This window comes from Moritella sp. F3 (assembly GCF_015082335.1).
Taxonomy (GTDB): Bacteria; Pseudomonadota; Gammaproteobacteria; order Enterobacterales; family Moritellaceae; genus Moritella.
On record NZ_BLRL01000011.1, the window covers coordinates 38428 to 51559 of the forward strand.

The 13132-nt window shown below is 42.1% G+C and carries 14 protein-coding genes; 11 read left to right on the forward strand and 3 right to left on the reverse strand.

Annotation, left to right across the window (positions count from 1 at the left end):
- Positions 1–26: 26 nt before the first annotated feature.
- The 11 genes from nadD to lipA all read left to right on the forward strand — a co-directional run bounded on the left by nadD (position 27) and on the right by lipA (position 9706).
- Positions 27–677 carry a nicotinate-nucleotide adenylyltransferase gene (gene nadD, locus JFU56_RS16600; RefSeq protein ID WP_198438386.1) on the forward strand — a complete coding sequence of 217 codons (651 nt, stop codon included), beginning with the start codon at positions 27–29 and terminating at the stop codon, positions 675–677.
- 101 nt (positions 678–778) lie between these two features.
- Complete coding sequence (gene rsfS / locus JFU56_RS16605) at positions 779–1108, forward strand: ribosome silencing factor (protein ID WP_198438387.1); 330 nt, start codon at positions 779–781, stop codon at positions 1106–1108.
- Positions 1109–1112: 4 nt separating this feature from the next.
- Entirely contained in the window at positions 1113–1583 is a 471-nt protein-coding gene (gene rlmH / locus JFU56_RS16610) for a 23S rRNA (pseudouridine(1915)-N(3))-methyltransferase RlmH (RefSeq protein WP_198438388.1), read from the forward strand.
- A gap of 5 nt (positions 1584–1588) precedes the next feature.
- Positions 1589–3448, forward strand: a complete 1860-nt coding sequence (gene mrdA / locus JFU56_RS16615; protein ID WP_198438389.1) for a penicillin-binding protein 2 — start codon at positions 1589–1591, stop codon at positions 3446–3448.
- The gene (gene rodA / locus JFU56_RS16620; protein ID WP_198438390.1) at positions 3448–4548 is read left to right on the forward strand and encodes a rod shape-determining protein RodA; all 1101 of its coding nucleotides are present in this window, start codon (positions 3448–3450) and stop codon (positions 4546–4548) included. Before mrdA ends, rodA begins: the two co-directional genes overlap by 1 nt.
- Before the next feature lie 9 nt (positions 4549–4557).
- Positions 4558–5553 (forward strand): lytic murein transglycosylase B, encoded by a 996-nt coding sequence (gene mltB / locus JFU56_RS16625; RefSeq protein WP_198438391.1) that lies wholly within the window; start codon positions 4558–4560, stop codon positions 5551–5553.
- Entirely contained in the window at positions 5543–6334 is a 792-nt protein-coding gene (locus tag JFU56_RS16630; protein WP_198438392.1) for a septal ring lytic transglycosylase RlpA family protein, read from the forward strand. Before mltB ends, JFU56_RS16630 begins: the two co-directional genes overlap by 11 nt.
- Positions 6335–6478: 144 nt before the next feature.
- A complete protein-coding gene (locus JFU56_RS16635; RefSeq protein ID WP_198438393.1) occupies positions 6479–7645 on the forward strand; it encodes a D-alanyl-D-alanine carboxypeptidase family protein in 1167 nt (388 codons plus the stop codon).
- A 92-nt stretch (positions 7646–7737) separates the two neighbouring features.
- The gene (gene ybeD, locus JFU56_RS16640) at positions 7738–8007 is read left to right on the forward strand and encodes a DUF493 family protein YbeD (protein ID WP_198438394.1); all 270 of its coding nucleotides are present in this window, start codon (positions 7738–7740) and stop codon (positions 8005–8007) included.
- A gap of 84 nt (positions 8008–8091) precedes the next feature.
- The gene (gene lipB / locus JFU56_RS16645; protein WP_198438395.1) at positions 8092–8748 is read left to right on the forward strand and encodes a lipoyl(octanoyl) transferase LipB; all 657 of its coding nucleotides are present in this window, start codon (positions 8092–8094) and stop codon (positions 8746–8748) included.
- Positions 8741–9706 (forward strand): lipoyl synthase, encoded by a 966-nt coding sequence (lipA, locus tag JFU56_RS16650; RefSeq protein WP_198438396.1) that lies wholly within the window; start codon positions 8741–8743, stop codon positions 9704–9706. The genes lipB and lipA overlap by 8 nt, the downstream gene beginning before the upstream one ends.
- A gap of 84 nt (positions 9707–9790) precedes the next feature.
- Here the strand turns inward: lipA and JFU56_RS16655 are convergent, their stop codons facing one another.
- From JFU56_RS16655 to proB, 3 genes are all read right to left on the reverse strand, one after another.
- Positions 9791–10537 carry a hypothetical protein gene (locus tag JFU56_RS16655; RefSeq protein ID WP_198438397.1) on the reverse strand — a complete coding sequence of 249 codons (747 nt, stop codon included), beginning with the start codon at positions 10535–10537 and terminating at the stop codon, positions 9791–9793.
- Between the two features lie 152 nt (positions 10538–10689).
- Positions 10690–11946, reverse strand: a complete 1257-nt coding sequence (locus JFU56_RS16660; protein WP_198438398.1) for a glutamate-5-semialdehyde dehydrogenase — start codon at positions 11944–11946, stop codon at positions 10690–10692.
- A 10-nt stretch (positions 11947–11956) separates the two neighbouring features.
- On the reverse strand, positions 11957–13060 hold the full coding sequence (gene proB / locus JFU56_RS16665) for a glutamate 5-kinase (RefSeq protein ID WP_198438399.1): 1104 nt from the start codon (positions 13058–13060) through the stop codon (positions 11957–11959).
- Between the last annotated feature and the right edge of the window lie 72 nt (positions 13061–13132).

The window sequence follows — 13132 nt, forward strand, 5'->3', positions numbered from 1 at the left end:
AACTTTATTCTTAACGACGGTTAGCTATGACTGATTTCATCCCCTCACGTGCCATTGGTATTTTAGGCGGTACATTTGATCCTATTCATAATGGTCATCTGCGCCCTTGTTTAGATTTATTGCAGCAACTTAATTTAGCAGAAGTGAGGTTGATGCCGAATCATATTCCACCACACCGCGAGGCGCCGGGCTCTAGCTCTGCACACCGCTTAGCAATGGCACAGCTAGCTGTTGCGCAGTGCGATGAATTAAGTGTCGATACCCGAGAGTTAAATCGTACAACACCGTCTTATACTATCGACACCTTGATTGAGCTCGCCGCAGAGAATCCGCGTACTCCCGTGTGCTTTTTAATCGGTCTTGATTCACTCAATAGTTTACATACTTGGCACCGCTGGCAAGAGCTGCTCAGCTATTGTCACCTCGTCGTGAGCTATCGCCCAAACTATAAATTAACATTGGCGCCTGAAGTGCAAAGAATATTTGAACAAGTACAAACAACTAATGTCGAAGACTTACAACAGCAAAAACAGGGGCGTATATTGCTCTGGCCAAGTACGCAGTTAGAAATATCGGCAACTCGGATCAGACAGTTGATTGCGCAGCAGCAAAATCCACAATATCTGCTACCTGATAATGTGTTGTCATATATACATAAACATAACTTGTATAAGTAAACTACAAGAGATAATAGCTCAGAAACAAGCTAGGTATATATTTAGCCATTATACACTGTTATAATTCGCGGTTAACTCGATAAAGTTCCTCTGGAGGACCCTTGCAAACTTCTGAACTGCAAGCATTTGTACTAGACAAAATTGAAGACATGAAAGCCCGTGACATCCAAGTTATTGATGTTAAGGGTAAATCACCAGTAACAGATCTAATGATCGTATGTACTGGCACATCTAAAACTCACGTTAAATCAATTTCTAACCACCTTTACCTTGAAGCTAAAAGTCACGAAGTATACGTGATGGGCATTGAAGGTACGGAAGATAGTGAATGGGTTTTAGTTGATATGGGTGATGTAGTTGTACACATCATGCAACAACAAACACGTGATCTTTACCAATTAGAACAACTTTGGCAGTCTGTAGGGGCATAGTCAAATGAAGATTCAGCTAGTTGCTGTTGGCACCAAAATGCCTGCATGGGTAGAAACAGGGTATAAGGAATATACACGTCGATTCCCTAAAGATATGCCTTTCGAATTACTTGAGATCAATGCTGGTAAGCGTGGTAAAAACGCTGATATCAAGCGGATCTTAGAGTTGGAAGGTGTAAAAACGATGCAAGCGATCCCGAAAGGAAATCGTATCGTGACTCTGGAGGTTACCGGTAAACCTTGGACGACTGAACAACTAGCCGTTGAACTAGATAAGTGGAAGCATGATGGTCGTGACGTTAGCCTGTTAATTGGCGGCCCAGAAGGACTTGCACCAGAATGCATCGCGGCATCAGAACAACGCTGGTCATTGTCACCGCTAACCTTACCACATCCGATGGTACGAGTAGTTGTGGCCGAGGCGTTGTATCGCGCTTGGAGCGTAACAACAAACCATCCTTATCATAGAGAGTAATATTGGTGGCAAGGAAGCGTATAGCCTTACGAGACCATTCTGCGGAAACAGCATTATTTAGCAGCCGTATCGTGGTCTCATTTATTTTTGTCCTCTGTGTACTTGGCTTATTGTTAAGTAATCTTTATTACTTACAAGTCGATTCATATCAAGCTTACAAAACCCGCTCTAACGAAAATCGCGTCAAGTTAGTACCACTACCACCTAACCGTGGACTCATTTATGATCGTAACGGCATACTCTTAGCTGAAAATAAACCTGTCTACAGTTTAGATATGGTGCCTGATAAAATCACCGATATCGATGCAACGATTGTCGAATTAACCACATTATTAAATTTAACTGAAGATAATATTGAAGACTTCCGGACGCGCTTAAAACGCCAGCGCCGCTTTAAATTAGTGTCAATATTAACAAACTTATCTGAATCAGAAGTTGCCCTATTTTCAGTTCAGCAGCATAAATACCCAGGCATTTCAGTTAACGCGCGACTAAAACGTTATTACCCGTTTGGTGATGCGCTTACTCATGCACTTGGTTATGTAGCAAGAATTAATAGTAACGATCTTAAACGTCTAGAGATTGAAGGCTCTCGAGCAACCTATGCCGCCACTCATGATATTGGCAAGCAAGGCATCGAGCGTTATTACGAAAAAGCACTCCATGGCAAACCCGGCTTTAAAGAAGTCGAAGTCAACAATCGCGGCAAGATCGTACGCACACTAAAAATAACACCACCCGTACCTGGTAATGATCTGTATTTGAATATCGATATTCGTTTACAGCTAAAAGCACAAAAAGAATTGGCTGGCCGTCGTGGCGCGATCATCCTACTTGCACCTAAAACGGGTGAAATATTAGCGATGATGTCCAGCCCGAGCTATGATCCAAACTTATTTGTGCACGGTATCAGCAGTAAAGATTACAACCGTCTTTTACAATCAAAAGACCGCCCTTTAATTAACCGTGCAACACAAGGCCGCTATCCACCCGCCTCTACAGTAAAACCACAGTTAGCCATTTTAGGGCTAGAAGATGGTGCCATCACCCCAAGTACTATTATTAACGATCGTGGTTGGTTCCAAATCCCCAATACTAAACGTCGTTTTCGTGATTGGAAACGCTGGGGTCACGGTAAAATTAATGTCTATACTGCTATCGAGCAATCCTCGGATACCTTTTTCTATAACCTGGCTTATAACGTTGGTATAGATAAAATGAATAGCTTCATGACTGAATTTGGTTTTGGTGATTATACCGGCATTGATGTCAAAGAAGAAACCAATGCCATCATGCCATCACGGGATTGGAAACGCGCACGTTACAACGAACCTTGGTATCAAGGTGATACTATTTCGGTTGGTATTGGTCAAGGTTATTGGTCTTCGACCCCAATTCAACTAGCTAAAGCTACCGCGATTGTCGCCAGTCGCGGGTTACGTCCCGTGCCTCAATTAATCAGAGATATAAAATACACCAATGGGGATGTGTTTAAGCCTGTGGTTGAATTACCGCCACTAAAATTAAAAGATCCAGCCAATTGGCAAGTAGCTAAAGATGGCATGCACGGCGTAGTAACCAAAAATAACGGGACTGCACGTCGCGCCTTTGCTAACGCATCTTATAGCGCCGCAGGTAAGTCAGGTACAGCACAGTTATACCAGCTTGGCGAAGAGAAGTACGACGCAAGTAAGATCCGTGAACGCTTACGTGATAATGCCATGTTTGTGGCATATGCGCCGTTTGAAGAACCTGAAATTTCAGCGACAATCATTCTTGAAAATGCCGGTGGTGGTAGCTCACAAGCCGCCCCATCAGCACGCCGTTTATTTGATGTCTACTTTGACAATAAAAAGGAAAATTAATGCCAGATCGTCGTCATAATCAAAGTATTTGGTATAAATTACATATCGATTTCCCCTTATTATTTGGTTTACTCAGCCTCATGGGCGTGAGCCTCGTCGTGCTTTACAGCGCTGGCGGCGCCGATATTGCATTAATGGAAAGACAAGTTGTAAGGATGTTACTAGCACTTGCAGTCATGTTCGCATTGGCACAAATATCGCCGTCCACCTATCGGCGCTGGGCATTCCCGATATTTATCCTTGGTACCCTGCTATTAATCGCGGTATTACTATTTGGCCATGTGGGAAAAGGGGCACAGCGCTGGATTGATCTTGGGTTTACTAAATTCCAACCTTCCGAAGTAATGAAAGTGGTCATGCCATTGGCCGTCGCGCGCTACATGAGTAACCAAGCTATACCGCCGAGTTTTAGAACCATCATTACTGCGTTAATAATGGTGCTTATTCCAACCTTGTTAATTGCTAAGCAACCCGATCTTGGTACCTCACTATTAGTGGCAACATCAGGTCTATTTGTGATCTTCTTGGCCGGTATGTCATGGCGCCTAGTGATGATTGCTTTTGGATTAGTATCTGGGTTTGCACCTATATTATGGTTCTTTTTAATGCGCCCCTACCAAAAACAACGGGTATTAACCTTCCTCAACCCAGAAACAGACCCGCTTGGCTCTGGTTATCATATTATTCAATCTAAAATTGCCATCGGTTCTGGTGGTTTCTGGGGCAAAGGTTGGTTATCCGGTACCCAGTCACAACTCGATTTTTTACCCGAACGTCATACCGATTTTATTTTTGCCGTATTCAGTGAAGAATTTGGTTTATTTGGTGTCATTTTATTACTGTCATTATATCTATTTGTCATCTGCCGCGGTTTGTTTATCGCACTACAAGGACAACGCGTCTTTGAACGTCTGATTGCCGGCAGTATTACCCTGACATTCTTCATTTATTTGTTCGTAAATATTGGTATGGTCAGTGGATTATTGCCTGTAGTGGGCGTCCCACTACCTTTAATTAGCTATGGTGGCACTTCGATGGTGACATTGATGGCAGGATTTGGCATTCTAATGTCTGTAAGAACACATCGTCGCTTAAGTTGAGGAATCCAGATGCTAAGTAAAAAAGTATTATTTCTGCTAGGTTTAGCAGCGTTTCAAGCTAATAGTGCTGAGTTGAGCACTGAACACAAGACTTGGGTTGAAGAGTTAAGTACTAAATATGATATATCAGAACAAGTACTTACCGATGCTATCGGCCAAGCAAAATTTGATGAAAATGTATTAACTAAGATCCAAACCCCATGGGAAAAGAAGCCTTGGTATAAATACGCGCCAATCTTTATTACCGACAGCCGCATTAACCAAGGCGTCAAATATTGGCAAGAACACGAAGAGACTTTCGCGAAGGCCGAAAAAGAATACGGTGTACCAGCACAAATGATCGTTGCGATCATGGGTGTTGAAACTTATTACGGTAAATACAAAGGTAATCTTTCAGTATTAGATTCCTTGTATACACTCGGATTTAATTACCCGTCTCGTGGTAAGTTTTTCCGCCAAGAGTTCGCAGAGTATATTAAATTAAGTGAACAACAAGGCTGGGAACTAACGGAAACAAAAGGTTCGTATGCGGGTGCGATGGGCTTAGGTCAATTTATCTCATCAAGCTACAGTCATTACGGCGTTGATTTCTCTGGTGACGGCAAAGTGGATATGATCAACGATCCTGTCGATGCAATTGGTAGTATTGCTAACTACTTTAGCGAGCATAAATGGCAAACCGGTGGCTCAGTTGCTTATCCTGTGACAGCAGACAGTGAAAAAGTCAAAAGCCTGCTTAGTTCATCATTGAGAATCAAAAACACATGGTCAGACCTAACAGCTGCCGGTGTCACATTGAAAGAATCAGATGATCGTGTACCAGCCATTAGCATCGAAGACTCGAGCCCAGTAAAACTACTTAAGCTAGAGCAAGCTGATAGTGATGAATATTGGGTTTATCTCGATAACTTCTACACGATCACCCGCTATAACCATAGCCCATTGTACGCGATGGCTGTATTCCAATTAAGCGAACGAATTAAACAAGCTAAACATGCGCAATAAACAACGATTAACCTTACTTTGTATCTGCGGCCTATTGGCCGCCTGTTCTTCTTCGCGTTATCAATATAGTGACGATCACGCGCCAGAGAACATTCCTCAGCTTGATGATATTGCTGATGCAGTACCGACACCACAAACCTACAGCCGCTATGCTAATCGCGACTATCAGGTACGCGGTATCGACTATGAAGTATGGCGAGACATCAAAACACTCACCCAAGAAGGTAAAGCCTCTTGGTACGGTAATAAGTTTCATGGTCATGACACCTCTAACGGTGAAGTCTATGATATGTTTTCGATGTCAGCAGCACACAAGAATTTACCCTTACCGAGCTTTGTTAAAGTCACTAACCTTGGTAATGATAAAACAGTGGTTGTACGCGTAAATGATCGGGGACCGTTCCACCCTGATCGTATTATCGATCTCTCTTATGCGGCGGCTTATAAACTCGATATGTTACAATCAGGTACCGCGAATGTACGTGTTGAATTAATCATTCCAACTGCTGATAATAGCAGTTTATTTACCCCCACACCGCAGTGGTTCATTCAGGTTTTAGCATCCAGTAATGAAGCTAAAGCTCAAGAAATTGCCGACAGTTTAGGGGCGAAATACAGTACCGAAAATCGTTTAATTGTCAGCGGAAAGTTCCACCGTGTACAACTTGGACCGTTCGCAGAGTCAGAGCAAGCACAGGGCTTACTTGCGAAAGTAAAACAAAAATATACAAATGCTTATATTTTAAAGGAACTTTCCAGCAAAACTGTATCTAATAAATAAACTTTAAATAGTAAGACAACCATTCAGCTAGTTGATAGACTAGCTGCTATTATCGAATAAACTTGATTAAAAACCATTTAATCAAGTTTATTTATCTAAGTTATTAATAACTCAATCACAACTTTAATTATAGCGAAGTGAAACGTGGCCAATCAATTTAAAAAACTTATCCTAACGAGCCTAGTAATGGCGAGTTTCTCATTAAGTGCAGCACCGAGCGTGATCCCAGATACCCCTGTCGTTGCAGCGAAAGCATTCATATTAGTTGATTTTGATTCAGGCAAAGTTATCGCAGAGAAAAATGCTGATGATTCATTAAAGCCAGCTAGCCTAACAAAAATGATGACAAGTTATGTTATTGGTCAAGAAATTAAGGCCGGGAATATAAACCTAGAAGATCAAGTAACTATCAGTAAAAATGCCTGGGCTAAAAACTTCCCTGACTCATCAAAAATGTTCATCGAAGTTGGTAAAACGATCACAGTCGAAAAATTGAACCAAGGCATTATTGTTCAATCAGGCAATGATGCTTGCGTAGCAATGGCTGAACACATTGCAGGTACAGAAAGCGCCTTTGCTCAGTTAATGAACTCATGGAGCAAGCAGCTAGGTATGGATGCAACGCATTTTGCTAATAGCCACGGTTTAGATAGCAAAGAGCAATACACCACTGCGCGTGATATGGCGACACTCGGGGCCGCACTAATTCGTGATGTACCTGAAGAATACCGCATTTATTCACAAAAGAAATTTACCTACAACGGCATCACCCAATACAACCGTAATGGCTTGTTATGGGATAAAAGCATGAACGTAGACGGTATTAAAACCGGCCATACTTCAGGCGCAGGTTTTAACTTAGTCTCTTCTGCAACCAAAGACAATATGCGTCTAGTTGCTGTTGTACTCGGAACCAAAAGTGGCGACGCACGTAAAGCTGAAAGCAAGAAGCTACTTAACTTCGGTTTCCGTTTCTTTGAAACGGTAACGCTACATGAAGCAAATTCAAGTATTGTTGCTGAACGTGTTTGGATGGGTGAGCAAGAGCAAGTTGAACTTGGTCTAGCAAACAAATTAACCCTAACCGTACCACGCGGCCAAGCAAAAAATCTTACCGCTACATTTGAAATTCAACAAGAGCTAAGTGCACCGATTACACAAGGTCAAGTTGTGGGTAAAGTGTTCTACGTATTAAACGATGAAGAGATTGCTCAGGCTGATTTAATCGCCCTAGAAGACGTTGAATTGGGTAGCTGGTTTAGCCGATTAATTGATTATTTCAAATTATTATTTACCGGTTGGTTTGGTTAATCCTTTCCCTGACACCGTTACCCGATTATAATGACCAATACAAAGGAGGCAATTGCCTCCTTTGCCATTATTTTTAAGGTACGAGAAAACTAATGTCTTTAAATACAAAATTCGACGAACTACTTGATTTTCCTTGTCTATTTAACTTTAAAGTTATCGGTAATAACGATCCAAAACTTGAAGATAACATTGTTGCAGTTGCTCAACAGCACGTCACTGGTAACTATGCCCCTAGCTCGAAAGTGAGCAGCAAAGGTACTTACAACTCTGTTACGATCAAAGTTAAAGTACAAGATAACAAACAAGTAGAAAGCTTATATATCGCTTTCGGTGCGATCCCTGGTGTGGTCCGCGTTTTATAATAAATAATATCAATATAAAAAAATCTAATTAGTATTTCTAATTAGATTTTTTGCGTTGCTGTTAATCAGATCGAGGAACATATTTTGTCAGAACATAGCATTATAATTCGTCAGCTTAATCGCCAACCTTACAGCACTGTATTTGACGCGATGAAAGCGTTTACTGAAAACAGAGACGAAAACACTGAAGATGAACTTTGGTTCGTTGAGCATGATCCAGTGTTTACCCAAGGTCAAGCTGGTAAAGCTGAACATATGCTTGCCACAGGTGATATTCCAGTTGTACAAGCCGATCGCGGTGGTCAAGTGACCTACCACGGCCCAGGTCAACAAGTGGTTTATTTCTTACTCGATATTAAGCGTCGTAAACTGGGTGTTCGTGCACTTGTGACGCATATTGAGAACGGTATTGTTGCCACATTGGCAGAATCTGGGGTTGAAGCTTACCCGCGTGCAGATGCACCAGGTGTTTATGTTGCTGACAAAAAAGTTGCATCTCTCGGTTTAAGGATCAGAAAAGGTCGTTCATTTCATGGCTTAGCATTGAATGTAAACATGGACTTATCCCCTTTTCTACGTATTAACCCTTGTGGTTATGCGGGTATGGAAATGACCCAAACAAGTGATCTTGGTGGTGCTACCAGCTTAGAAGAAGTTCAGCCTAAGCTAGTCGAACACCTATGTTCCCTGCTAGAATACACCCAATTAACTTTCAAAGATGGATTAACAGAGCATGAGTAAAACCGTTCGATTAGAGCCTGGCGTTAAACTTCGCGACGCAGATAAGATGGCTAAAATTCCAGTAAAAATCATTGCTTCTGATAATGATGAAATTCTGCGTAAGCCATCGTGGATGAAAATCCGTCTACCGAAAAGCTCTGCTCGCATCCAAGAAATTAAGAATGTGATGCGTGAAAACAACCTGCATTCAGTTTGTGAAGAAGCATCATGTCCAAATCTTTCCGAGTGCTTTAACCACGGTACAGCAACCTTTATGATCATGGGTGCAATTTGTACACGTCGTTGCCCGTTCTGCGATGTTGCTCATGGTAAGCCATTACCACTAGTGCAAGAAGAACCGCTTAAACTGGCGCAAACAATTGCTAAAATGAAGCTTAAATATGTGGTTATTACCTCTGTAGATCGTGATGATTTACGTGATGGTGGTGCTCAGCATTTTGCCGATTGTATCCGTGAAATTCGCTTATTGAACCCTGAAATCAAAATCGAAATTTTGGTTCCCGATTTCAAAGGTCGTATGGATAAAGCATTAGAAATCTTTAAAGACACACCACCTGATGTATTTAATCACAACTTAGAAACTGCACCACAGCATTACAAAATGGCGCGTCCTGGTTCTGATTATCAGTGGTCTTTACGTTTATTAAAACGCTTTAAAGAAATGCACCCAACAGTACCAACTAAGTCTGGTCTGATGATGGGCTTAGGTGAAACGAATGAAGAGATTGCTGAAGTAATTCGCGATCTTGCCGAGAACGGTGTAACGATGCTGACACTAGGCCAATATTTACAGCCTAGCCGTCATCACTTACCAGTGAAACGCTACGTTCACCCAGATGACTTTGATGCACTAGGCGTATTAGCAAAAGAAGTCGGCTTTGAGCATGCTGCTTGTGGCCCATTCGTGCGTTCGTCTTACCATGCAGACTTGCAAGCACAAGGTAAAGAAGTTTCTTAATTCTTAACCTCTACTAAATTAAAGCTAACACGATAAATTAAATCCGTTGTTAGCTTTAATTTATTCAGATAGCTATTCAGATAGCTATTCAGATGACTTAGTCGCTTCTTTTTCAAAGTAAGAACCGGGGGCCGTAAATAAACGTTTCGTCGCATCTACCGGTAACTCTAAAACACCTCTAATAGCCCCTTTTGTTGCGCCCTTCGACGCATTTTCACCAATCTGATCACTGGCATCTACCAAGGCTTCAACGCGGGTTAATGTCGGCGGTATATCGACTCGTATCTTCTCTACCTGAGTCAAAATAGGTGGGATCAATAGGTTAATATCATCAACACGTTTATTGACCTCATCGACACGCGTTAAAATGCGAGGGATCTGTTTATTCACCGCATCAACTTGCTTTAATACGGCTGGAAGTTTAGCCCGTACAGCGGCGACCTCAGACAAAATAGGCGGAACGGCAAGACGAACAGCTTCAACTTCTTGCAAAATAGCTGGAATCGCCACACGGATAGCCTCTGTTTCAGCCAAAATGGCAGGCACACTCACCCTAACGCTATCACGAACAGCTGCCACTTCAGTGAGTATATTGGGGATATTTTGTGTATTTATCATCTCAATTTGTGCAACGATAGCTGGTATTTGCACAGAGATATCATCAACCTGCTTTAATATATCAGGAAGCGCTTTGCGCACTTCGCTTACTTCTTTGGTTAAATTAAGCACCGCATAGGAAAAGTAACTTAAACTAGCAGCAATCAAGGCTGCAGCACATACCGTCGATACATTAAATCGTGTCGTCACCTTATTTTTATCTTGTTGAGTCATCGGTTTTCCTACACTTTAGCTAAGCTAAGCAAGCTCAGTTGAGTTAAATATAGCGAATATAAAAAAGGCAGTCACATATAACAGGACTGCCTTGGCATTTAGTCAAATTAATAAGACCAGTTAACACGACTAATTAAATGAGCTCGAGAAGCTTATGGACGAATTAAACCATCACCAATTGCAATCCATTTATAAGTGGTTAGCTCTTCTAATCCCATCGGGCCACGCGCATGTAATTTTTGCGTGGAAACCGCTACTTCAGCACCTAAACCGAACTGGCTGCCATCGGTGAAGCGTGTACTTGCATTCACGTAAACAGCCGCTGAGTTAACCGCATTCAAGAAACGTGTTGCATTGGTTAGATTATCCGTCAAGATCGCATCAGAATGCTCTGTGGAATGCTCACGGATATGTACAATCGCTTCTTCAACGTCATCAACGACTTTAACGCCTAATACTAACGCCAGCCATTCCTGATCAAAACAATCAGCAGTTGCAACGTGTACGTTTTTCGCATTGACGTTTGATAATGCGATATGTGCTTTTGGCTCTGCGCGCAATTCAACAGCACTTTTTTCTAAACGTTCAGCTAATAACGGCAAGAAATTAGCAGCTATATCTTTATGTACTAATACTGTATCCAATGCATTACAAGCTGAAGGGCGCTGTACCTTGGCATTTTCAATGATCGCTAATGCATCTTCAACATTAGCAGATGCATCAACAAATGCATGGCAAATACCCATACCACCAGTGATTACTGGAATAGTGCTTTGCTCTTGGCACAGGCGATGTAAACCAGGACCACCACGTGGAATGATCATGTCGACATACTTATCCATTTTCAATAATGCCGTCACCAATTCACGATTTGGATCTGCTATGACCTGAATTGCATCTTTTGGTAATTGTGCCTTTTCTAATGCTGCTTGAATGACATCGACTAACACAACATTTGAATGAACCGTTTCTTTACCACCACGTAAAATAGCGGCGTTACCTGTTTTTAAACTTAATGCAGCAATATCAATCGTTACATTTGGACGCGCTTCATAAATCACGCCCATTACGCCTAACGGAATACGACGCTTTGATAAACGTAAACCATTTTCTAATACCTTGCCTTCTGACTCTGCGCCAACCGGATCAGGTAACGCGATAACGCTACGTACATCGGCAATAATGGCTGCAAGTCTTGCATCAGTTAATAATAGACGATCAAGTAATGCATCCGTTAAACCGTTTTGCTTACCCGCATCAATATCTTTCGCATTGGCGACTAAAATATCGGCTTGGCGATGCTCAAGTTCACAAGCAATACATTCTAATGCATTATTCTTTGCTGCCGTTGTTAGCGTTGCTAATTCATAACTCGCAGCTTTCGCTTTTTTTCCTAATTCTTGTAACACGGTATCTTCCTTAAAATAAAACTAAATCATCGCGATGAATAGCTACTGCACCGTAGCCATAACCTAATTTACTCTCGATATCACACGAATGGCAACCTGCAATGGTTGTAAGCTCATCACTGGTATAGCGACAAATACCACGCCCCAGGAACTTGCCTTGTAATGTTTGTAATTGCACGATATCGCCACGCTTGAAAGTCGCGACGACCTTAGTAATACCTTTCGGTAATAAGCTGCTGCCTTTCTGACGTACAGCATTCACAGCGCCGTCATCAATCACAATCACACCTGATGGTGGTGGTCCAGCAAGGATCCACTGTTTACGGCTTTCTAGCGGCGTTATATTTGAAGGAAATAAGGTACCGACACGCTTGCCTTCGGCAACCCGCAATACCACATCTTCAGCAACACCCGCTGCAATAACAACATCAATACCAGAGCGGCAGGCAATTTCAGCCGCTTGTAATTTAGTTGCCATACCGCCAGTGCCTAAACCACCAACCGTACCACCTGCTAATTGACGTAATTCATCATCAATAACATCAACAACTTCAATTAACTTCGCGTCTGGATTACTGCGTGGATCTGCAGTAAACAGACCCTCTTGATCGGTAAGCAACATGAGCGTGTCGGCATTCGCTAAAATAGCGGCCAGTGCGGATAAATTGTCATTATCACCGACTTTAATTTCAGCTGTCGCCACTGCATCATTTTCATTAATAATCGGCACAATACGGTTATCTAATAATGCGCGCATTGTATCGCGGGCATTTAAAAATCGCTCACGATCATCGAGATCTGCACGTGTTAACAACATCTGACCTACATTCAAGCCATAGATATTAAACAAGCTTTGCCAAATAAAAATAAGCTGACTCTGACCAACAGCGGCCAACATCTGCTTATTCGCCATGGTAGGGGCTAATTCAGGGGCGCCTAAATGCTCACGGCCAGCTGCAATCGCGCCTGATGTGACAACAATAATGTCATGCCCTTGTTTGTACAATTCTGCACACTGACGAACTAGTTCAACCATATGCGCACGGTCTATTTTAGACGTGCCACTGGTCAATACACTGGTCCCTAACTTCACCACGATGGTTTTCTTAGCCATTTAACTCATTCTCGTTACTAACTTAACCAGTATTTTGACCTGAGAAACACTTTTATACAATAGCGGAAAGCT

What these genes read in the sequence shown, in the direction of transcription:
- mltB (WP_198438391.1), top strand. Translation starts at nt 4,558, where the DNA reads ATGCTAAGTAAAAAAGTATTATTTCTGCTAGGTTTAGCAGCGTTTCAA.
- lipA (WP_198438396.1), top strand. Translation starts at nt 8,741, where the DNA reads ATGAGTAAAACCGTTCGATTAGAGCCTGGCGTTAAACTTCGCGACGCA.
- ybeD (WP_198438394.1), top strand. Translation starts at nt 7,738, where the DNA reads ATGTCTTTAAATACAAAATTCGACGAACTACTTGATTTTCCTTGTCTA.
- rodA (WP_198438390.1), top strand. Translation starts at nt 3,448, where the DNA reads ATGCCAGATCGTCGTCATAATCAAAGTATTTGGTATAAATTACATATC.
- JFU56_RS16630 (WP_198438392.1), top strand. Translation starts at nt 5,543, where the DNA reads ATGCGCAATAAACAACGATTAACCTTACTTTGTATCTGCGGCCTATTG.
- proB (WP_198438399.1), bottom strand. Translation starts at nt 13,060, where the DNA reads ATGGCTAAGAAAACCATCGTGGTGAAGTTAGGGACCAGTGTATTGACC.
- nadD (WP_198438386.1), top strand. Translation starts at nt 27, where the DNA reads ATGACTGATTTCATCCCCTCACGTGCCATTGGTATTTTAGGCGGTACA.
- rlmH (WP_198438388.1), top strand. Translation starts at nt 1,113, where the DNA reads ATGAAGATTCAGCTAGTTGCTGTTGGCACCAAAATGCCTGCATGGGTA.
- JFU56_RS16655 (WP_198438397.1), bottom strand. Translation starts at nt 10,537, where the DNA reads ATGACTCAACAAGATAAAAATAAGGTGACGACACGATTTAATGTATCG.